Source organism: Enterobacter chengduensis (assembly GCF_001984825.2).
Taxonomy (GTDB): Bacteria; Pseudomonadota; Gammaproteobacteria; order Enterobacterales; family Enterobacteriaceae; genus Enterobacter; species Enterobacter chengduensis.
The window spans coordinates 3,390,468-3,410,817 of record NZ_CP043318.1 but is presented as its reverse complement, the minus strand read 5'-3'; the positions used below and the strand labels follow the sequence as shown (position 1 = coordinate 3,410,817).

The following is a 20,350-nucleotide window of genomic DNA, read 5'->3' as shown; positions in this document are numbered from 1 at the left end:
GACGGCATGGGTGCGGCCTGATGCCCTCATCCCGACCCTCTCCCACAGGGAGAGGGAGCACAAAAAAGCCGGAGATTATCTCCGGCTTTTTCGTTATTTCACCTGCTGACCCGGCTTCGCGCCTTCGTCAGGGCTTAACAGGAAGATGTCCTTCCCACCAGGGCCTGCGGCCATCACCATCCCCTCAGAGATGCCGAAGCGCATTTTGCGCGGCGCCAGGTTCGCCACCATCACGGTCTGACGACCAATCAGCACCTGCGGGTCCGGGTAGGCTGAACGGATGCCGGAGAAGACGTTACGCTTCTCGCCGCCCAGATCCAGCGTCAGGCGCAGCAGCTTGTCGGAGCCCTCCACGAATTCCGCGTTTTCGATCAGCGCCACGCGCAGGTCGACTTTGGCAAAATCATCAAAGGTGATGGTTTCCTGAATCGGGTCGTCCGCCAGCGGGCCGCTCACCGGTGCCGCAGCGGCCTTCACCTCTTCTTTCGACGCTTCTACCAGGGCTTCAACCTGCTTCATCTCGATGCGGTTGTACAGCGCCTTAAAGGTGTTCACCTTGTGGCCGAGCAGCGGCTGCTGGATAGCATCCCAGGTCAGCTCGGTGTTCAGGAACGCTTCAGTACGGGCTGCCAGCTGCGGCAGTACCGGCTTCAGCCAGGTCATCAGCACGCGGAACATGTTCAGACCCATGGTGCAGATCGCCTGCAGGTCGGCGTCGCGGCCTTCCTGTTTTGCCACCACCCACGGTGCCTGCTCGTCCACATAGCGGTTGGCCACGTCGGCCAGCGCCATGATTTCACGAATCGCTTTACCGAATTCACGGCTTTCCCAGGCTTCGCCAACCGCAGCGGCGGCGTCGGTGAAGGTTTTATACAGCTCAGGATCGGCCAGTTCGGCAGAAAGCACGCCGTCAAAACGCTTGGCGATAAAGCCCGCGTTACGGGACGCCAGGTTGACGACCTTGTTGACGATGTCCGCGTTCACGCGCTGCACGAAATCTTCGAGGTTCAGGTCGATATCGTCGATGCGGGAAGAGAGCTTCGCGGTGTAGTAGTAGCGCAGGCTGCCCGCGTCGAAGTGGTTCAGCCAGGTGCTGGCCTTGATGAACGTTCCGCGGGACTTGGACATCTTCGCGCCGTTCACCGTCACGTAGCCGTGCACGAACAGGTTGGTTGGCTTGCGGAAGCTGCTTCCTTCCAGCATCGCCGGCCAGAACAGGCTGTGGAAGTAGACGATGTCTTTACCGATGAAGTGATACAGCTCGGCGGTGGAATCTTTCTTCCAGTATTCGTCGAAGCTGACGGTGTCGCCACGCTTGTCGCACAGGTTCTTGAAGGAGCCCATGTAGCCGATTGGCGCGTCCAGCCAGACGTAGAAATATTTGCCCGGCGCGTTCGGGATTTCGAAGCCGAAGTACGGCGCATCGCGGGAGATATCCCACTGCTGCAGGCCGGATTCGAACCACTCCTGCATTTTGTTTGCTACCTGCTCCTGCAGCGCGCCGCTGCGGGTCCACGCCTGCAGCATTTCGCTGAAGGACGGCAGGTCGAAGAAGAAGTGCTCGGAATCACGCATCACAGGGGTGGCACCGGACACCACGGATTTCGGTTCGATAAGCTCGGTCGGGCTGTAGGTCGCGCCGCACACTTCGCAGTTATCGCCGTACTGGTCCGGGGATTTACATTTCGGACAGGTGCCTTTGACGAAACGGTCCGGCAGGAACATGCCTTTTTCCGGATCGTACAGCTGAGAGATGGTGCGGTTTTTAATAAAGCCGTTCTCTTTCAGACGCGTGTAGATAAGCGTTGACAGCTCGCGGTTCTCGTCGCTATGGGTGGAGTGATAGTTGTCATAGCTGATGTCAAAGCCAGCAAAATCGGTCTGATGCTCCTGACTCATTTCGGCAATCATCTGCTCCGGGGAAATCCCCAGCTGCTGCGCTTTCAGCATGATCGGCGTGCCGTGAGCATCGTCCGCACAGATGAAGTTTACCTCGTGGCCGCGCATTCGCTGGTAACGGACCCAGACATCAGCCTGGATATGCTCCAGCATGTGGCCGAGGTGGATTGAGCCGTTGGCGTACGGCAGCGCGCACGTTACCAGAATTTTCTTCGCGACTTGAGTCATAGTAGGCATTACTTCTTTTAACTGTGAAAAGGGTTTTTGATATTACCAAAAGGGGCATTATTAAGTAAGCACAAAGCACGGCCTTTCAGGTAAACTTGTTCATCTAAGGTCTTATTCACAAGAACAAAGGAGTCGGGATGAGTTCTCAATCCCAGGCCAAATCACCGGAAGCCTTACGAGCAATGGTCGCCGGGACGCTGGCTAACTTTCAGCATCCAACCCTGAAGCACAATCTTACGACGCTGAAAGCGTTACACCACGTTGCCTGGCTCGACGAGACGCTGCACGTTGAGCTGCAGATGCCGTTTGTCTGGAGCAGCGCCTTCGATGCGCTAAAAGAGCAGACCAGCTCTGAGCTGCTGCGCATTACCGGCGCGAAGGCAATCGACTGGAAGCTGAGCCACAGTATTGCCACGCTGAAACGCGTGAAGAACCAGCCCGGCGTGAACGGCGTGAAAAACATCATTGCCGTTAGCTCGGGCAAGGGCGGGGTGGGGAAATCCTCTACCGCCGTAAACCTGGCGCTGGCGCTGGCAGCGGAAGGGGCCAAGGTCGGTATTCTGGATGCCGACATCTACGGTCCGTCTATTCCAAACATGCTGGGCGCGGAAAACCAGCGTCCAACTTCACCGGACGGCACCCACATGGCGCCCATCATGGCGCACGGTCTGGCGACCAACTCCATCGGTTACCTGGTGACCGACGATAACGCCATGGTCTGGCGCGGCCCGATGGCCAGCAAAGCCCTGCTGCAGATGCTGCAGGAGACGATGTGGCCGGATCTGGATTATCTGGTGCTGGACATGCCGCCGGGAACCGGTGACATTCAGCTCACGCTGGCGCAGAACATTCCGGTTACGGGGGCGGTTGTCGTGACCACGCCGCAGGATATCGCGCTGATCGACGCCAAAAAAGGCATCGTGATGTTCGAGAAGGTGGAAGTGCCGGTGCTCGGTATCGTTGAGAACATGAGCATGCACATCTGCAGCAACTGCGGGCACCACGAACCTATCTTTGGTACGGGTGGCGCAGAAAAACTGGCCGCGAAGTATCATACCCAGCTGCTGGGACAGATGCCGCTGCACATTACCCTGCGTGAAGATCTCGACAGCGGAAAGCCGACGGTCGTTAGCCGTCCGGACAGCGAATTTGCAGAGATGTATCGCCAGCTGGCGGGACGCGTTGCGGCGCAGCTTTACTGGCAGGGCGAAGTCATCCCGGGTGAAATCGCCTTCCGCGCGGTGTAATTCCTCTGAGTTTGAGTGCCGGGTGGCGGCTTCGCCTTACCCGGCCTATAAAATACGGTGTTGTAGGTCAGGTAAGCGAAGCGCCAACTGACTTTACCCAAGCCGATAATGCATCAGATAATACTCTCCGTCCGGCGAATCACCCGTCGCCTCAATGTGCCAGCCGTGACGCTGGTAAAACGCAACAGCCCGCGCATTCTTCACCAGACACTTCAGCGAACCCGTACTGGTAAACCTCTTCTGAACCTGCTCGAGAAGCAACTGCCCGACCCCGAGTCCTTGATACTGCGGGTCCACAAAGAGGTTGTGCAGGAAATTATCGTTCGTCCAGACGGAGGCAAAACCCAGGCGATGGCCGTTTTGAACAGCAACCCAAATCACTTCGTCACGGGTTGCCGCGTCAAAATCTTCAAGCTGCCAGTCTGAGCCGTCCAGCCACGGCCAGGCTTTACGCCGGGCGTGGAGGTAGAGCGTGCGCAGGAAAGGGCGGTCACTTTCCTGCCAGGGGCGGATCAAAATTGCGTTAGCGGTGATAGAAAATATCTCCATTGTAGGCTTTGTAGATTTTGCCATCTGCATCGCCAATCAGAACGTAGTTTTCACCCATGTAGGTCCAGTGGGTTCCGGCATCCGGAGCCGGCAGGTTACGCAGCTGGTACTGTTTGATGGTGTATTCCGGCGTTTGATACTGCGCCGGCGCCGTGTCGCCAATCTTGAATTTCGTGAAGTCAGCGATGAACTCTTGTTCTTCATAGGCCTTGATGCCGGATGGCGCAGTGGCCGTTTGCGGGGCAGCGAATGCGGATCCCGCCAGAGACAGTAATACACCCAGAAGCAGCAATTTACGCTTAGCCATTTTTTCTCCAGTGATATCGTTACGGATACTTTTCGTCTACGGGTCGTGCAAAGCGGAGCAGACAGTCCATTTTAAGTATCAACGCAGGGTATGTTTGAAAAAAAATGTAACAAAACTGGACGGTTTTGTGTAGTCGAATGGGGTGATATCTATCATTGCTGTGAATATTTTTCGCGCTTTATATTTTTAATAATTATTATTTCATTAATCAATTCTGAAAATAACTTTCCATATCAAAATTGGACAGCTATGCGAATGCTTTCCCACAGAAGAAGATTTAAGATTATCTTCGGGTGAAGTGCCCCGGCTTCTTTTTTAGCGCAAAGGTGTGTTTTGCCTTTGTTTCGAGAGCGGTCTGGTCACGTTTCGCAATGCCTTAGTTCCGTATGTCAGAATAATAATTAATTAAATTTCATGATCTTAGCATAGTCAGCTTTGCAGGCTTGACGATTAACGCAACATTAAAAAGAAACATTCATATAAATGAAAAGTATAACTTTATTTTCGCTGTTATTTCTGACTGTTAGTCAGTTAACAGGATGTGTATTTTCCCCCGGCCAAAACTTGAGCGTATCCGGGAAAAAAGTCATTTCGACTGAAGAAGAGAATTATCAGCTTGATAAGCGCGTGGAAATTTTCCCACTGACGCCGGGATTAATTGAAAAGCTGCGTCCGAACGTGGCGAAATCTCAGGCAAATCCTAATCTGGATGAGCAGATCAAAAACTGGGAATACCGAATTGGCACGGGCGACATCCTGACGGTCACCGTCTGGGATCACCCTGAATTAACAACGCCCGCAGGACAATATCGTAGCGCGAGCGATGCCGGTAACTGGGTCAACGCCGACGGTACGCTCTTTTATCCCTACATCGGTAAGCTCCGGGTGGCGGGAAAAACGGTTTCACAGGTACGTGAAGAGATTACAGCTCGACTGGATAAAGTCATTGAGAGCCCGCAGGTGGACGTCAGTATTGCCGCCTTCCGTTCCCAAAAAGCCTACGTCACCGGCGAGGTCGAAAAATCGGGCCAACAGCCGATAACCAATATTCCGCTGACGGTAATGGATGCGGTCAACGCCGCTGGCGGTCTTTCTGCGGATGCCGACTGGCGTAACGTCGTGCTGACGCATGATGGTCGTGATTCACGCCTTTCGCTCTATGCGCTGATGCAGCATGGCGATTTGACTCAAAATAAGCTGCTTTATCCGGGCGATATCCTGTTTATTCCTCGTAACGACGCGCTGAAAGTGTTCGTCATGGGCGAGGTGGTTAAGCAGAGCACGCTTAAGATGGATCGCAGCGGCATGACGCTGGCTGAAGCGCTGGGGAATGCCGGGGGGCTTAACCAAAATATGGCCGATGCAACCGGCATTTTTGTTATTCGGCAGGTATCTAAAAAAGGCGACACGGACAAAATTGCCAACATCTATCAACTGAATGCGGAAGATGCTTCAGCCATGGTGCTGGGTACGGAATTCCAGCTGGAACCGTATGACATTGTCTACGTTACCACCGCCCCGTTATCGCGCTGGAATCGCGTGATTACCCAGCTGGTGCCGACCATTAGCGGCGTCCATGACCTGACCGAAACCGTTCGCTACATCAGATCGTGGCCGCAGTGATGTTCACGTCAATCTTAGTGGTCTGCACCGGTAATATTTGCCGCTCACCGATTGGTGAGCGGCTGTTGCGCCAGCAATTACCCGGCAGGCAGGTAACCTCGGCAGGTATTTTTGGGCTTGAAGGACGCCCGGCGGATGCGGCTGCGCAGGCTGTTGCCGGGCGCCATGGCGTTTCGCTGGAGGGGCATGTTGCCCGCAAGGTGACGCGCAGCCTGTTGCAAAAGTCCGATTTGATTCTGGTGATGGAGCCGGAACACCTCCGTTTCATTGCCGCAATGGCTCCGGAAAACCGGGGAAAATCGCTGCTCTTTGGACAATGGCTGGAAACCAGGGACATTCCCGACCCGTATCACAAAAGTCGTGAAGCCTATGAATATGTTTTCGAGCAATTAGGAAAAGCCAGTCAGGAATGGGCTCGTCGTTTGAGTCAACAAGGAATGAAGCAGTAATGTCGTCTTCTAAATCAGAAAATTATAGTGCTGCGATGCCGCAGCATAATGAAATAGATCTTCTTCAGCTGCTTGCTGAGATCTTCGATCACCGGGTGACGATCGCGTGCGTCACGCTCCTGCTCACGGTATGTGCGGGGATCTACGCGTTTAGCGCTACGCCAGTTTATCAGGCGGATGCCCTGGTACAGGTTGAAGCGAAGCAGAATAACTCGCTGCTCAAAAACCTGACCTCTTTCGAGTCCGATCTCTCGCCAGACGTCGCGCCGGAACTGTTACTGCTTAAATCCCGGATGATTCTGGGAGAGACCGTGGATCAACTCGGGCTGACGTACAGCGTCAAGCGGCGCGTATTCCCTGTCATCGGGCCTTTGTGGGAAAAGGTGCTGGGCCGTCAACCCGATAAAATCACGATTGGCGCGCTGACGATCCCTCTTCTGGAAGGTAAGCCACAAACGCTCTTACTCACCGTGCAGGAGCAAGGGCGGTATCGTCTTGAAGGAGAAACGCTTGAGGCAGACGGCGTCGTTGGGAAAACGCTGGTTAAGGACGGAGTATCGCTTCTGGTGACATCTCTTAGCGCGAAAGCAGGCGCCCGGTTTACGCTCAAAACCGTCTCAAGGCTTGACGCGATCAATGCCATTCAGGACAGGCTAACGGTTGTGGAGTCGGCGAAACAGAGCGGTATGATCGCATTAACGTTAACGGGTGAAGACCCCGGCAGGATCGCTGCGGTGCTGAACACCATTGCTGAAAATTATCTCAGCCAGAATATTGCGCGCCAGGAAGCGAAAGATTCCCGCAGCCTTACGTTCTTACAGGGGCAGTTACCTAAGATCAGTCGAGAACTGGACGAAGCCGAAGCGCGGCTGAATGCCTACAGAGAGCAGCGCGATTCGGTCGACTTATCTCTGGAGGCGAAGTCAATTCTTGATCAGGTGGTTAACGTGGAGAATCAGCTTAACGAGCTGACGTTCCGCGAAGCGGAGGTTTCCCAACTTTTCAAAAAGGACCATCCTACCTACCGCGCTTTACGGGAGAAGAAACAAACGCTTGAGCGAGAGCGCGCGCGTCTGAATAACCGCGTCTCATCCATGCCTTCCACGCAGCAGGAGATATTACGCCTGAGTCGTGACGTTGAGTCCGGGCGTACCATCTACCTGCAGTTGCTGACGCGTCAGCAAGAGCTGAGTATCTCGCGCTCCAGCGCTATCGGGAACGTGCGGATTATTGACCCGGCCGTGACGCAGCCAGCCCCAATCAAACCGCGCAAAGCGGCCATTATCATACTGGGCATGATGATGGGGTTCATACTCTCTGCGGGAACGGTTTTAGTGCGCTCAGCCTTTAAGCGGGGCATTACCTCGTCTGAACCGCTGGAAGCTCATGGGATACCGCTTCTGGCGACGCTGCCGCGCTCGGTGTGGCTGTGGAAAAAAACGCACCTGCGCAGGAGAAACCTGTTTGCTTCCTACTGGAAGCACAGGACGTCAAATATCCCTTTCCTGCCCGTTGACCGTCCGGCAGATATGTTTGTCGAGGCGGTACGCGGGCTGCGCACCAGTCTGCATTTTACCATGATGGATGCCCCAAATCGGATCGTCGTGGTCTCTGGCCCAACGCAGGACTGCGGAAAGACGCTGGTCAGTACGTCACTGGCGTCGATTGCCGCGCAGGCCGGACAGCGAGTGCTGTTTATTGATGCCGATATGCGTAAGGGATATGTCCACAATGTCTTCAAACTGAGCAACCATCATGGATTATCCAGCGTGCTCGGAGGCGCCGTTGCGTGGCAGGAGGCGATTCAACGCGTCGAGAAAGGCGGTTTTGATGTATTGACCTGCGGACCCCAACCTTCACATCCCGTTGAGCTGCTCATGAGTGAACGTTTTCAGGCCATGATGGCGGGGATAGATAAACGCTATGATATCGTGATTGTCGACACCCCACCTGTGCTTGCCGTAACGGACGCCTTGTTGGTCGCCAGAGCTGCGGCTACCACGCTGCTGGTCGCCCGCTATGGCAAAACCAGCGTCAAGGAGGTCGAGAATTGCCTGAAGCGTTTGGCGCAAATGGGTGTGCAGGTGAATGGCACGATCTTTAATGATATCGTGAAATCGGCTGCGCTCTATTACAGCTCGGGATATAGCCACTACGACTACGGTTATACCCAAGAGTAAACCTGGCGCGACACTTCTTTACAGCGTGATGGCGAGTTGCCCGTTAAGATGACCTTCGTTAAAACATGAGGTCGAAATGGATAACCGTAAAATCAGTCGATTGCGCCGCTGGGCGCGGGAAGGGATCATACTCGTTCTGCTGACGCTGGCCGTAATGTGGGGAGTTGATCGGTATCGAAAACCGACGCTCCCCGCCAGTTTTAGTGCAACACCCATGCACAGCATCGACGGCAATATTCACGATATCGCGGCGCTCAGTCAGGAGCGCCCTCTGCTGATTTACGTCTGGGCCACCTGGTGTAGCATCTGTCGTTATACGACACCGGCGGTGGATAAGCTGGCTAAAGAGGGCGGTAACGTCATCAGCATTGCCATGCGCTCCGGCGATGACGCTAAGCTGGCCCGTTGGGTCGAGAAGAAAAGCCTGAGCATGCCGGTTATAAACGATGAAAACGGTGCGCTATCGCAGCAGTGGCAGGTGAGCGTCACGCCAACGCTGGTGATTGTATCGAAGGGTAGTGTAGTCAGCACTACGACGGGCTGGACGAGTTACTGGGGATTAAAAGCGAGAATGTGGTGGGCTGGTCTGTAAAAATCACCCCTCTCCCGGCGGAAGAGGGGTGTTGTATTACTTAGCCAGCACTTCCTGCGCCGTGCGCTCAACCAGAGACAGCAGGATTTTAATATCTTCCAGCGTTACGGTTGGGTTCAGCAGCGTCAGCTTCAGGCAGGTCACGCCGTTATGCTCGGTCACGCCGACGTTGGCGCGGCCGGATTCCAGCAGGGCATCACCAATTTTCTGGTTCAGCAGGGCGATGCCCGCATCGTCCATCTGCACCTGGCCACGGAAGCGGAACAGCACGCTTGCCAGCTGCGGCTGCATAACCAGTTCCAGAGCAGGCTGCTCTTTCACGTAGGCCGCAACCTGCTGTGCCAGCGTCACGCCGTGATCGATGATCGCCGCGTATTGCTCCTGACCCAGTGCTTCCAGGCTCATCCACAGCTTCAGCGCGTCAAAACGACGGGTGGTCTGCAGAGATTTGGACACCAGGTTAGGCACGCCCGCTTCTTCGTCGAACTCAGAGTTCAGGTAGGCCGCCTGATAGCGCATCAGCTCATAGTGGCGCGCTTCTTTCAGCAGGAACGCGCCGCAGCTGATGGTCTGGAAGAACTGCTTGTGGAAGTCCAGGGTGACGGAATCCACCAGCTCAATGCCGTCCAGATAGTGACGATACTGCTCGGACATCAGCAGCGCGCCGCCCCAGGCCGCATCAACGTGCACCCAGATGTTCTGCTTCGCGGCCAGTTCGGCGATTTCACGCAGCGGATCGATAGCACCCGCATCGGTGGTACCTGCTGTCGCGACGATAGCCAGAATTTGTTCACCGTTCGCATTGCACTGTTCAATTTTCGCCGCCAGATCGGTCAGATCCATGCGGGAGAATTCGTCCGTTTTCACCTGCACGACGGACTGGTAGCCCAGCCCCATCAGCGCCATGTTTTTCTGCACGGAGAAGTGCGCGTTTTCGGAGCACAGCACGCGGATCTTACGCAGATCGCCCACCAGACCGTCCTGCTGAACGGAGTGACCCTGACGCGCGAAGAACGCATCACGGGCCAGCATCAGGCCCATCAGGTTGCTCTGAGTGCCGCCGCTGGTGAAAACACCTGCGTCGCCAGCCTGATAACCCACGCGGGTACGCAGCCACTCGATCAGTTTGATCTCGATAATGGTTGCGGACGGGCTTTGATCCCAGGAGTCCATACTCTGGTTGGTGGCGTTGATCAGCACTTCCGCCGCCTGGCTTACCACCAGGCTTGGGCAGTGCAGGTGCGCCACACACTGCGGGTGATGAACGGACAAGCTGTCTTTCAGGAAGAACTCCACGGCGCGCTCAATCGCCGCTTCGTTACCCAGCCCTTTCGGGTTGAAATCAAGCTTAATACGGTCACGCAGTTCCGCGACCGTTTTGCCCTGGTACATCTCGGGCTGCTTCAGCCACTGCATCACAGCCTGAGTGCTTTGTTCAATCGCCTGCTGGTAAGCGTCAATGCTCTGCGCAGAGGAGAACAAAATTGGGTTTGAATCAGACATCGTAATCAATAACTCCGGTTACGCCGGGCGAACGCCCGCAGCAAGCAGCGCCTGCTCGAATTTATCCAGGAACACTTTCAGCTCATCGTCGGCGATCAGCAGTGAAGGCAGCAGGCGCAGCACGATACCGTTACGGCCACCACGTTCCAGAATCAGACCATTTTCGAAGCACTTCTTCTGGATCAGCGCAGACAGCTCGCCGTCGCCCGGGAAGCAGCCCATGTGGTCAGCGGCTTCGTGTGGCTTAACGATCTCAATACCGATCATCATGCCCAGACCGCGAACGTGGCCGATAACAGGATAGCGTTTCGCCATCTCTTTCAGCTGGCCCTTAAGCCATTCGCCCTGCACGGCCACTTTGCCTGCGATGTTCTGATCTTTCAGGATTTTCAGCGTCGTCAGACCGGTTGCCATCGCCAGCTGGTTGCCGCGGAAGGTACCGGTGTGGTGACCTGGTGCCCATGCGTCAAACTGCTTTTTGATACCCAGCACGGCCAGCGGCAGACCGCCACCGACGGCTTTAGACATCACGATGATGTCTGGCTCGATGCCCGCGTGTTCGAAGGCGAAGAATTTACCGGTACGGGCAAAGCCAGCCTGAACTTCGTCGAGGATCAGCAGAATGCCGTGTTCCTGAGTCACTTTACGGATGCGCTGCAGCCACTCGGCCGGAGCCGGGTTCACGCCGCCTTCGCCCTGAACGGCTTCGAGGATCACCGCTGCAGGTTTTCGCACGCCGCTTTCAACGTCGTTAATCAGGTTATCGAAGTAGTAGGTCAGCGCCTTCACGCCCGCTTCACCACCGATACCCAGCGGGCAGCGGTACTCGTGCGGGTAAGGCATGAACTGCACTTCTGGCATCATACCGTCAACTGCTTCTTTCGGAGACAGGTTGCCGGTCACGGACAGTGCGCCGTGGGTCATACCGTGATAGCCACCAGAGAAGCTGATGATACCGCTACGGCCGGTCACTTTTTTCGCCAGCTTCAGCGCCGCTTCAACGGCATCTGCACCGGATGGACCGGTGAACTGCAGGCAGTACTCTTTGCCCTGACCAGGCAGCAGAGAGAGCAGGTATTCAGAAAACGCGTCTTTAAGAGGCGTTGTCAGATCCAGGGTATGTAACGGCAAGCCGCTGGTAATGACATTTTGGATGCTTTTCAGCACATCAGGATGGTTATGGCCAAGCGCAAGGGTCCCTGCACCTGCTAAACAGTCAAGGTATTCTTTATTATCTGCATCGGTGATCCACACGCCTTCTGCTTTAGTGATCGCTAAAGGCAGCTTGCGCGGATAACTCCTGACGTTAGATTCAAACTCGGCCTGACGGGCCAGATAGGTTTCGTTGCTTTTGTGGGCATCTACGGTGTCAATACGGACTTTATCCGTCATCATATCACTCCTACAACCGCCGCTTCGTTATGAGCCACGATTGAATAAAAAGTTAAAAAACAGATGGGGGCCTGAAAAAAACGCCGCCAATATAGAGCCTTTTGCCACGGGGCTCAATGGTTAATTTGTTTACTGTTTTGTGACACGGGGCTGTGGGGAGAAAATATCCCCATTTTTAAAATGAAAATTGCGTTTTATGCCAAATAAAAACAGCCTGTTACAGGCTGTTTGTCCGGCGTGTACAGTCGCAGAAAAGAGTGTGACAAAACGTGCCATCGAATGGCAAAAAAGGAGGTTGGCTGTCTCTATTCCTGCGTCATGTGCAAAAAGCGGTGCTCATGATGCATGCACAACGGAATCACGCATCAAAAAAGGACTTTCAACGCGCGTGGTGTTCTGATGCTCTTCACCGTTAATAATATGCAGGGCGCTCAGGCGACCAATTTCATAGTGTGGCAGTTGAACCGTCGTGAGAGGAGGCAGGAACAGCTCTCCAATACCCACCATATTGTCATAGCCGATTATCGCGACATCTTCCGGTATGCGAAGCCCTTGCGCCAGCAGCGTCTGATAGACCATAAACGCGATACGGTCGTTGCCGCAGATAACGGAGTCGAACCGGGGAATGCCATTCTGCATGTGCGCCAGCAATACTGACGGAATGTCGCGATAGTGCTCATCGCCGAGCGCCATATAGCTGTGCGCCAGGCTGTGCGGGTCGAGCCCCGCTTCACGGCATGCACGTTCCAGCCCCAGACGACGTCGGGTTGTGGCCAGATGCCCCTCAGGCAAATGCAGGCAGAGAGGGCGTCGATAACCCTCCGCGAGTAACGCCCGCACGGCGGTATACTGCCCCTGTTCATCATCGGGAATATAGCTGGCGACCTTTTCGCCGTCACTTTCGCAGTTGGCCAGCACGCAGGGAAGGGTGAGGAGTTTGGCTGGGAGAGGAACCTGACGTAACCCCATGGTGGTGTAGATAATTCCGTCAGGCCGATGAGAAAGGAGAAGGTCGACAATGGCGTCCGGGTTGTCATCGGTAAACATATTCATCACGAAGCTGTTCCAGCCGTGCATTCTGGCCGTCTCTTCAATCGACAGCGTGATTTCCACCGAGAAAGGCGTCGTCACCGTATCGAGCGCCAGTACGCCTATGGTTTTCGGCGAGGCATGCTCGCCGCGAATTTTCTTGGCGGACAGGTCTGGCACGTAGCTGGTCTGCTCGATAGCCAGTTGAACGCGCGCCAGCGTTTCCGGCTTAAGGCGTTCCGGGGTGTTCAGCGCACGTGAGACCGTCATCAGCGATACGTTAGCCAGCTTTGCGACGTCCTTCAGGGAAGCCATTTTCTTACTCCGTTAATGCTCTGTGTGAAAGGGTATACAACTAAGTCGCTGATGTAAAAGGAAGGCTGATGCACATGCCAGGTCAGGCTTACCTCCGTGATGAATGTTTGATCGCGATCTCATTCTCTTAATGTTAACGTTAACTTTCGTGATTAACATCTTAAATCTTCACCAAACAGCATGAGAAAGAAATTATGTTAACGTTACCATTGCGTCATTACTCCAACATGAGAATGTCATGATGAAAACGCATCACTCTCACAGCTACCCTTTATTAAGCGCACTACTCTTTTTCTTTTTTGTCACCTGGTCATCTTCCGGCTCGCTACTCTCCATCTGGCTTCATCAGGAAGTGGGCCTAAAAGCGGGGGATACCGGTGTTATCTATGCCGTGCTTTCCGTCTCCGCGCTTTTTGCTCAAATCTGCTATGGATTCATTCAGGACAAGCTCGGCCTGCGAAAAAACCTGCTCTGGTTTCTGACCAGCCTGCTCATTCTTTCCGGTCCGGCCTTCCTGCTGTTTGGTTATCTGCTGCAAATTAACGTGTTACTCGGCAGTATTTTCGGCGGGATTTATATCGGGCTGACGTTTAACGGCGGAATAGGGGTACTGGAGTCCTATACCGAGCGCGTGGCCCGCCAGAGCCAGTTCGAGTTCGGCAAGGCGAGGATGTGGGGATCGCTGGGCTGGGCGGCGGCAACCTTTTTTGCGGGGCTCCTGTTCAACATTAATCCGAAGCTGAACTTCGCGGTGGCGAGCTGCGCCGGGCTGGTGTTTTTTGTGTTGCTGGCGCGCCTCAGGGTCTCTTCCGCTCCGCACGCCATGCAGGAGGCGGTGTCCGGCGGTAAGGTCACGCTGGAGGATGCCTTGCGCCTGCTGACGCTGCCGCGCTTCTGGGCGCTGGTGTTTTTCGTTATCGGCACCTGTATTTATGGCGTTTATGACCAGCAGTTCCCTGTCTATTTCTCGTCCCAGTTCCCGACGTTACAGGAAGGGAACGCCATGTACGGCTATCTCAACTCCTTCCAGGTTTTCCTGGAGGCGGCGGGCATGTTTTGCGCCCCGTGGCTGGTGAATCGCCTCGGTGCGAAAAACGGCCTGATTTTCGCCGGAATGGTGATGGCGATGCGTATGGTGGCATCGGGTCTGGTTGAGGGGCCGGTATTGATCTCCATTACCAAGCTATTGCACGCGGTTGAACTGCCCGTTTTGCTGGTCTCCATCTTTAAATACAACAGCCTGCATTTTGATAAGCGGCTCTCTTCCACCCTCTATCTGGTGGGCTTTGCCTGTACAAGCTCGGTGATTGCCTCGGTACTGTCGCCGCTGGCCGGCTACAGCTATGAGAAATACGGCTTTGCCCAGTCCTATCTCATCATGGGGCTACTGGTCTTCAGCACCACGCTTATCTCCATCTTCCTGTTGCGCTCGGGTAAGTCCTCTTCTGACCCGCTCATGCCGCAACCTTCCACTATCTGATTAAAGAGTAGAGAAATGACGTATTCCATTACAAAAGCAGAACAGGAACTGCAGTCCGGACGCGAAGGGCTTAACCTGCGCTGGTATCCGCGTTACCACCTCGCCGCGCGTGCCGGCTGGATGAACGATCCGAATGGCCTGGTCTGGTTTGACGGCTGGTATCACGCCTTTTATCAACATCATCCGTATTCGACCCAGTGGGGGCCGATGCACTGGGGCCATGCGCGCAGCAAAGATTTAGTTCACTGGGAACACCTCCCGGTTGCGCTGGCACCGGAAGGACCAGACGATAAGGACGGCTGTTTTTCTGGCTCAGCGGTGGTGGATGGCGACACGCTGGCGCTGATCTACACCGGCCACAAATTCCACGGCGATCCCGGCGATGAGGCTAATCTCTACCAGGTTCAGTGCCTGGCAACCAGCCGAGACGGCATCCACTTTGTGCGGCACGGGACCGTCATTGACACACCGCCTGGACTGCATCACTTCCGCGATCCGAAAGTATGGCGTGAAGGGGAGTGGTGGTACATGGTCGTTGGCGCGCGAGAGGGTGATACGGGCCAGGTGCGTGCGTACCGGTCTGCCGATCTGCGAGAGTGGCAGGACTGGGGCGTGCTCGCGGTGGCTGAAAAAGAGATGGGCTACATGTGGGAATGTCCGGACTTTTTCACTCTCAACGGTAAACGCGTGCTGATGTTCTCTCCTCAGGGGCTGGCGGCGGACGGATTCAAAAACCGTAATCTTTTCCAGAGCGGGTATCTGGTAGGTGAATGGCAGCCCGGCCAGCCCTTTGTGCGTGAAGGTGAATTTGTAGAGATGGATTACGGGCATGATTTCTATGCGCCGCAAAGTTTCCTGACGCCGGATGGTCGACGCATCGTCATCGGCTGGCTGGACATGTGGGAATCACCTCTGCCGGAACAGGAGGATGGCTGGGCAGGCATGCTCTCCTTACCTCGCGAGCTGACGCTGAGTGCGGATAATCATCTGCAAATGCATCCAGCCAGAGAAGTTGAAACCCTGCGCGGGGCGTGGTTCCCCTGGCCGATAAGTACGCTTAATAACCAGCAGATGACGCTGGTGGAACACTGCGATGCGATGGAGGTCACTCTGCAATGGGATTGCGCGAACAGCAGCGCGGAGCAATACGGCATTCGTCTCGGCGACGGGCTACGCATCTATGTTGATGCCCAGATGCAGCGCCTGGTGCTGGAGCGTCACTATCCGCAGTATGGCTTGTGCGGTACCCGAAGCGTCGCGCTTAACCTGAATGACATGCTGAACCTGCGCCTGTTCTTTGATAGCTCTTCCGTGGAAGTGTTTGTTAACGAGGGTGAGGCGTGCCTCAGCAGCCGTATTTATCCTGATGCAGACGGCCGCGAGCTGGCGTTGTTTGCCTGGGCGGGGAGAGCGTCGCTTATCCATGGCGGGGCCTGGCAGTTAGAATAAAAGGGCTTATGGCATTTCTGACCCTTTGCATGGAGTGAGACCGGCAAATAAAAAAAGGCGACCGCAGTCGCCTGATTTATTTTAGCGAACCCTTCTTTTACTGCTTCATTTGCATCAATCATCATATAATCCTCAAGAATAATTGAAAAAAACGCCCATCTGTTAAGGGCGGCTTTAGCAATACACTAAAGACTGACAATCACGAATCTAATATACTTTGCTATTTAGTCCCTTTTAAGTCAGGGGGATATTATTTTTTAAGCTGCGAATTAACGACTTTTCCATTTTCAACAGTCAGCAAAAGCGTATAGCCTTGTTTCTTCCATACCCCATTATTAGGCTTCCAGCCATTAGCAAGAAGATATTCAGCACTATCAGAGATAGGCTTATTCATTACATGATCAGCTTCCTTAGTGATGTTATTCACTTTAGGTGCTTTTGTATTGCATTGCCCCGCAGCATCCATCACTTGTGTACAGCCTTTAGGTAAACCATGCGCAGATTGTGCTTTCTGTACTGGATAGAGCGCTTGCGCATTTTCCATTGCTTGCTTTTCAGCTGAAGCGTTTATCGTTGCCTGCCTGTTTTGTTCTGCAATGTAACAAGCATCACGGCTAATACCTTGAGCTTCACAATCTGCCATGCGTTGAGCCTGTGAAGTACAACCCGCTAACGCAGAAACAGACAAAGCTACTATCATCAACTTGTTCATATGTCCTACACCGTTATTTAAATAAAGAGAATCGTTAAGCGTGTATCTATAAGAATAGCTTCTTTCATAATCTCACCCATTCAACATACATTAGCCCCATAAAGAAACCTGTGGCCACTAATGCTAATGCCACTATAGTGGAGAATAAAATATATTTTGTCATGTTCGCTATCATCAGAATAATCAAATTAAGCCAGTTAGCCATAAGTCATAGGGTGAGTTTGTAGTGATATCGTTGGTTAACTGGCTTGTTATTTAAAACTCTTAATAAAAGCCTCTAACGAAGAGGCGTGGGTTAAAAACTTTATTTAGAAACCGAAAGCTACACCAGCCCCGTAAGTAGCGCCGCCGAAGGAACCCGCACCAACAGAAGCTTTAGTTACGATGTGATCGGTAACACGAGCAGAGATTCCTATAGCAACAGCACCTTGAGAGTCATAACCGCCAGCACCAGCACCGATAGCGAAAGTCTGAGAGTCTGTTACCTGCGGGATGTTGCTCATAGCGGCCACAGAAGCAACACCAACAGCAGCACGTTTACGGTTGTTATCTACATCATCCTTAAGGTTCTGGAAGTTGTTATTACTTTCATTTTCTAACGCTGTAATACGTTCTTCATGGTTCTTCAGTTGTGCGCTGTGATTCTGAATAGTGGTTTCTTGTGCTTGTTGACGCGACTGAACGTTAGCGACAGCAGCTTTATTAGCAGCGGCTACTGTTTGTGCATCAACAGCTAAAGATTGCGCATAAGCGCTCGTATTGATTGCCTGAGTCGCTTTGTCAGAAGCATCTTGCAGGGCTTGATCTTGTCTATCCTGATCGGCTTTGAATGTATTTGAATCTACTTTAGTAGTAAGTGCGTTTGTGTTCGCATCAGCTTTAGCGTTTGCATTAATCGCAGAGGTTAAAGATGTGTTAGCCGTATTTGTAGCAGGAATTGTTGTAGCTACCGGAGTTTGGCTATCTACTACAGTGATTGTTAATTTCTGAACCCCGCCCTGAACCCCGATAGGATCATTACGGCTAATTATCTGTTGTACAGGAGCCTGAATAATAGCTTTTGGCGGTATAGTTGGAGTGTACATTAAGTTAGTTTGTACTGTTGGGATTTTGCTCGGAACATTGTAAGGCTGTGCAACTGGTATAGGTTGTTTGTTAGGAATCTGCTGAATAGGGAGACTTATTTTAGGTGGCACATTATAAGGTTGAATTGTTGGTTGTTTAACCGGAACGTTGTAAGCCTGTGGCTGTGGTGGAACAACCGGAGTTTTCTGTACTGGTAAAATAGCTTGAGGGGCTACCAAAGGAGTAGGAGTGTTATTTACCAACATTTTGGGTGGTACGTTATATGGTAATGGCGTAGGCTCTTTAACGGGGATGTTATTAGCTAACGGTACAGGGGCTTTCGTCGGAACGTTGTAAGCCATAGGGACAGGAATTTTATTAGGGGTGCTATTGGTCAACAAAGGAGGTACTTTGTTAGGTATGCTATGTGGTAATGGAGAAGGTACACCCTGATTAATAGGTGTAGGAATTTGTTGTTTAACTATAGGAATAGCAACAGGCGTAGCTACAGGAACCTTCTGAACCAAAGGAGGAGTTTTAATTACTGGCTTTGGTGGTTCAACAATCAAAGACTGCTTAGCTGGAGTAGTTATAATACTGTTAGCATTTGTAGTGTTAGCTGGTGCTGCAATCAAACCAGGCTCATTTAAAGTTGTTTTAGTATTAGTTACAGCAGTGTTACCAGAAACTACTACGGGTATATTAGCAGCTAAATTTACTTGTGCAGGTGTAGAAGGGGTTAACGTGCTCATAGATACAGGTGGAGTGATCCCTCCAATCTGTGTTACATAGATTAATTTACCTTGCGCCTGATCATAATAGCTATTGCTTACGAGTGTGTTATTAGCATCATTCTGACCTGCTCCCCGTTGATTAGTACACCCCGATGTTAGTAATGTCTTCATAAGCCACATGAGGACATCCCCATGAAGAAGCGTTTTTCCGACGAACAGATCATCAGTATTCTCCGCGAAGCCGAAGCTGGGGTACCCGCCCGTGAACTCTGCCGCAAGCATGCCATTTCCGATGCCACGTTTTACACCTGGCGTAAGAAGTATGGCGGTATGGAGGTGCCTGAAGTTAAGCGCCTGAAGTCGCTTGAGGAAGAGAACACCAGACTCAAGAAGCTGCTTGCCGAAGCCATGCTGGATAAAGAGGCGCTTCAGGTGGCTCTTGGGCGAAAGTACTGACGACAGACCAGAAGCGGGAAGCCGTGATGTTGATGTGTGATGCGACCGGTCTGTCGCAACGTCGTGCCTGCAGGCTTACAGGTTTATCCCTGTCGACCTGCCGCTATGAGGCTCACCGTCCGGCTGCTGATGCGCATTTATCAGGGCGCATCACTGAGCTGGCACTGGAGCGCAGGCGTTTTGGCTACCGTCGTATTTGGCAGTTGCTGCGCCGTGAAGGGCTTCATGTTAATCATAAGCGCGTGTACCGGCTTTATCACCTCAGTGGCCTGGGCGTAAAACGCAGAAGACGTCGTAAAGGGCTGGCAACAGAACGTCTGCCGCTGCTCCGTCCGGCGGCGCCCAATCTGACCTGGTCGATGGATTTCGTCATGGACGCACTTTCCACCGGTCGCAGGATCAAGTGTCTTACCTGCGTCGATGATTTCACAAAGGAATGCCTGACGGTCACTGTTGCCTTTGGGATTTCAGGCGTTCAGGTCACGCGTATTCTGGACAGCATTGCACTGTTTCGAGGCTATCCGGCGACGATAAGAACTGACCAGGGGCCGGAGTTCACTTGCCGTGCACTGGATCAATGGGCCTTTGAGCATGGTGTTGAGTTGCGCTTAATCCAGCCGGGCAAGCCAACGCAGAACGGATTTATTGAGAGCTTTAACGGACGATTTCGCGATGAATGTTTGAATGAGCACTGGTTCAGCGATATCGTTCATGCCAGGAAAATTATTAATGACTGGCGGCAGGATTATAACGAATGCCGCCCGCACTCCACGCTGAATTATCAGACACCGTCTGAATTTGCAGCGGGCTGGAGAAAGGGTCATTCTGAGAATGAAGATTCCGACGTTACTAACTGAGTGTTGTATCTAATCGTGGGGGCAGGTCAATTCAATGTGTTGCTTGCTATTACATTGTCACGAATCCACGGGGCATATTTTACAATGTCTGGATGTGAATTAAAGTAAGAGTTGGCAGCAGCAAGATCAGCACCAGTTAAAGAAGCTTCAGCTACACCAGTAGACACAACACTAAACATAAAAACAGCGATAGCTGATTTATTTAAAGACTTCATTTGAAAGCTCTCATCAATGCAAGAAAAATTAAAGTAAGGGTGCTATCCGGGCAGGAAGATATAACCTCC

At 53.0% G+C, this 20,350-nt stretch carries 17 protein-coding genes; 8 read left to right on the top strand and 9 right to left on the bottom strand.

Translation table 11 applies throughout. The annotated features are described in order from the left end of the window. Nucleotides 1-93: 93 nt before the first annotated feature. The gene (metG, locus tag FY206_RS16535) at nt 94-2,127 is read right to left on the bottom strand and encodes a methionine--tRNA ligase (protein WP_077064496.1); all 2,034 of its coding nucleotides are present in this window, start codon (nt 2,125-2,127) and stop codon (nt 94-96) included. A 137-nt stretch (nt 2,128-2,264) separates the two neighbouring features. On the opposite strand from metG, the gene apbC reads away from it, so the two are divergent. Next, the gene (gene apbC, locus FY206_RS16530) at nt 2,265-3,374 is read left to right on the top strand and encodes an iron-sulfur cluster carrier protein ApbC (RefSeq protein WP_032641721.1); all 1,110 of its coding nucleotides are present in this window, start codon (nt 2,265-2,267) and stop codon (nt 3,372-3,374) included. 93 nt (nt 3,375-3,467) lie between these two features. Here apbC and FY206_RS16525 read toward each other — a convergent pair whose 3' ends face one another. Together FY206_RS16525 and FY206_RS16520 are read right to left on the bottom strand one after the other, a co-directional pair. Beyond that, the gene (locus FY206_RS16525) at nt 3,468-3,923 is read right to left on the bottom strand and encodes a GNAT family N-acetyltransferase (RefSeq protein ID WP_229267772.1); all 456 of its coding nucleotides are present in this window, start codon (nt 3,921-3,923) and stop codon (nt 3,468-3,470) included. After that, nucleotides 3,898-4,230, bottom strand: a complete 333-nt coding sequence (locus FY206_RS16520; RefSeq protein ID WP_077064497.1) for an RcnB family protein — start codon at nt 4,228-4,230, stop codon at nt 3,898-3,900. Before FY206_RS16520 ends, FY206_RS16525 begins: the two co-directional genes overlap by 26 nt. A gap of 483 nt (nt 4,231-4,713) precedes the next feature. Here FY206_RS16520 and FY206_RS16515 point away from each other — a divergent pair, with 483 nt between their 5' ends. The 4 genes from FY206_RS16515 (at nt 4,714) to FY206_RS16500 (ending at nt 9,074) form a co-directional block, all read left to right on the top strand. Next, the gene (locus FY206_RS16515) at nt 4,714-5,853 is read left to right on the top strand and encodes a polysaccharide export protein (RefSeq protein WP_032641719.1); all 1,140 of its coding nucleotides are present in this window, start codon (nt 4,714-4,716) and stop codon (nt 5,851-5,853) included. Then, a complete protein-coding gene (locus tag FY206_RS16510) occupies nt 5,853-6,302 on the top strand; it encodes an arsenate reductase/protein-tyrosine-phosphatase family protein (RefSeq protein WP_032641718.1) in 450 nt (149 codons plus the stop codon). Before FY206_RS16515 ends, FY206_RS16510 begins: the two co-directional genes overlap by 1 nt. Next, nucleotides 6,302-8,482 carry a polysaccharide biosynthesis tyrosine autokinase gene (locus FY206_RS16505; RefSeq protein WP_032641717.1) on the top strand — a complete coding sequence of 727 codons (2,181 nt, stop codon included), beginning with the start codon at nt 6,302-6,304 and terminating at the stop codon, nt 8,480-8,482. Before FY206_RS16510 ends, FY206_RS16505 begins: the two co-directional genes overlap by 1 nt. Nucleotides 8,483-8,558: 76 nt before the next feature. Then, entirely contained in the window at nt 8,559-9,074 is a 516-nt protein-coding gene (locus FY206_RS16500) for a protein disulfide oxidoreductase (protein ID WP_032641715.1), read from the top strand. A 36-nt stretch (nt 9,075-9,110) separates the two neighbouring features. Here FY206_RS16500 and FY206_RS16495 read toward each other — a convergent pair whose 3' ends face one another. The 3 genes from FY206_RS16495 to FY206_RS16485 all read right to left on the bottom strand — a co-directional run bounded on the left by FY206_RS16495 (nt 9,111) and on the right by FY206_RS16485 (nt 13,313). Continuing rightward, the gene (locus tag FY206_RS16495) at nt 9,111-10,577 is read right to left on the bottom strand and encodes a pyridoxal phosphate-dependent decarboxylase family protein (RefSeq protein ID WP_032641713.1); all 1,467 of its coding nucleotides are present in this window, start codon (nt 10,575-10,577) and stop codon (nt 9,111-9,113) included. Between the two features lie 18 nt (nt 10,578-10,595). Continuing rightward, a complete protein-coding gene (locus FY206_RS16490) occupies nt 10,596-11,972 on the bottom strand; it encodes a diaminobutyrate--2-oxoglutarate transaminase (protein WP_032641711.1) in 1,377 nt (458 codons plus the stop codon). A gap of 333 nt (nt 11,973-12,305) precedes the next feature. Then, nucleotides 12,306-13,313 carry a LacI family DNA-binding transcriptional regulator gene (locus tag FY206_RS16485; RefSeq protein ID WP_077064498.1) on the bottom strand — a complete coding sequence of 336 codons (1,008 nt, stop codon included), beginning with the start codon at nt 13,311-13,313 and terminating at the stop codon, nt 12,306-12,308. Nucleotides 13,314-13,551: 238 nt separating this feature from the next. Between FY206_RS16485 and FY206_RS16480 the strand changes: the two genes are divergently transcribed. Next, nucleotides 13,552-14,793, top strand: a complete 1,242-nt coding sequence (locus tag FY206_RS16480) for an MFS transporter (protein ID WP_032641707.1) — start codon at nt 13,552-13,554, stop codon at nt 14,791-14,793. 15 nt (nt 14,794-14,808) lie between these two features. Continuing rightward, nucleotides 14,809-16,242, top strand: a complete 1,434-nt coding sequence (locus FY206_RS16475; RefSeq protein WP_032641705.1) for a glycoside hydrolase family 32 protein — start codon at nt 14,809-14,811, stop codon at nt 16,240-16,242. 250 nt (nt 16,243-16,492) lie between these two features. Here the strand turns inward: FY206_RS16475 and FY206_RS25610 are convergent, their stop codons facing one another. Both FY206_RS25610 and FY206_RS25475 read right to left on the bottom strand, forming a co-directional pair. Then, nucleotides 16,493-16,954, bottom strand: coding sequence for a hypothetical protein (locus tag FY206_RS25610; protein ID WP_229267769.1), 462 nt, complete (start codon nt 16,952-16,954; stop codon nt 16,493-16,495). 308 nt (nt 16,955-17,262) lie between these two features. Continuing rightward, complete coding sequence (locus FY206_RS25475; protein WP_207708325.1) at nt 17,263-18,933, bottom strand: YadA C-terminal domain-containing protein; 1,671 nt, start codon at nt 18,931-18,933, stop codon at nt 17,263-17,265. A gap of 12 nt (nt 18,934-18,945) precedes the next feature. Between FY206_RS25475 and FY206_RS16460 the strand changes: the two genes are divergently transcribed. Beyond that, nucleotides 18,946-20,066, top strand: a protein-coding gene (locus FY206_RS16460; protein WP_085950818.1) for an IS3-like element ISSen4 family transposase whose coding sequence is annotated in 2 segments (ribosomal slippage) — nt 18,946-19,204 and nt 19,204-20,066 — 1,122 coding nt in all. Because the reading frame shifts where the segments join, the coding sequence is not laid out codon by codon here. Nucleotides 20,067-20,092: 26 nt separating this feature from the next. Here FY206_RS16460 and FY206_RS16455 read toward each other — a convergent pair. Continuing rightward, nucleotides 20,093-20,281, bottom strand: coding sequence for a hypothetical protein (locus FY206_RS16455; RefSeq protein ID WP_131825680.1), 189 nt, complete (start codon nt 20,279-20,281; stop codon nt 20,093-20,095). Nucleotides 20,282-20,350: the final 69 nt, after the last annotated feature.

Excerpts from the sequence above, each read along its gene's own strand:
- FY206_RS16505 (WP_032641717.1), top strand. The coding sequence starts at position 6,302 with ATGTCGTCTTCTAAATCAGAAAATTATAGTGCTGCGATGCCGCAGCAT.
- FY206_RS25610 (WP_229267769.1), bottom strand. The coding sequence starts at position 16,954 with ATGAACAAGTTGATGATAGTAGCTTTGTCTGTTTCTGCGTTAGCGGGT.
- FY206_RS16480 (WP_032641707.1), top strand. The coding sequence starts at position 13,552 with ATGATGAAAACGCATCACTCTCACAGCTACCCTTTATTAAGCGCACTA.
- FY206_RS16510 (WP_032641718.1), top strand. The coding sequence starts at position 5,853 with ATGTTCACGTCAATCTTAGTGGTCTGCACCGGTAATATTTGCCGCTCA.
- FY206_RS16495 (WP_032641713.1), bottom strand. The coding sequence starts at position 10,577 with ATGTCTGATTCAAACCCAATTTTGTTCTCCTCTGCGCAGAGCATTGAC.
- FY206_RS16485 (WP_077064498.1), bottom strand. The coding sequence starts at position 13,313 with ATGGCTTCCCTGAAGGACGTCGCAAAGCTGGCTAACGTATCGCTGATG.
- FY206_RS16490 (WP_032641711.1), bottom strand. The coding sequence starts at position 11,972 with ATGATGACGGATAAAGTCCGTATTGACACCGTAGATGCCCACAAAAGC.
- metG (WP_077064496.1), bottom strand. The coding sequence starts at position 2,127 with ATGACTCAAGTCGCGAAGAAAATTCTGGTAACGTGCGCGCTGCCGTAC.
- FY206_RS16475 (WP_032641705.1), top strand. The coding sequence starts at position 14,809 with ATGACGTATTCCATTACAAAAGCAGAACAGGAACTGCAGTCCGGACGC.
- FY206_RS16520 (WP_077064497.1), bottom strand. The coding sequence starts at position 4,230 with ATGGCTAAGCGTAAATTGCTGCTTCTGGGTGTATTACTGTCTCTGGCG.
- FY206_RS16515 (WP_032641719.1), top strand. The coding sequence starts at position 4,714 with ATGAAAAGTATAACTTTATTTTCGCTGTTATTTCTGACTGTTAGTCAG.
- apbC (WP_032641721.1), top strand. The coding sequence starts at position 2,265 with ATGAGTTCTCAATCCCAGGCCAAATCACCGGAAGCCTTACGAGCAATG.
- FY206_RS16455 (WP_131825680.1), bottom strand. The coding sequence starts at position 20,281 with ATGAAGTCTTTAAATAAATCAGCTATCGCTGTTTTTATGTTTAGTGTT.
- FY206_RS16525 (WP_229267772.1), bottom strand. The coding sequence starts at position 3,923 with ATGGAGATATTTTCTATCACCGCTAACGCAATTTTGATCCGCCCCTGG.
- FY206_RS16500 (WP_032641715.1), top strand. The coding sequence starts at position 8,559 with ATGGATAACCGTAAAATCAGTCGATTGCGCCGCTGGGCGCGGGAAGGG.
- FY206_RS25475 (WP_207708325.1), bottom strand. The coding sequence starts at position 18,933 with ATGTGGCTTATGAAGACATTACTAACATCGGGGTGTACTAATCAACGG.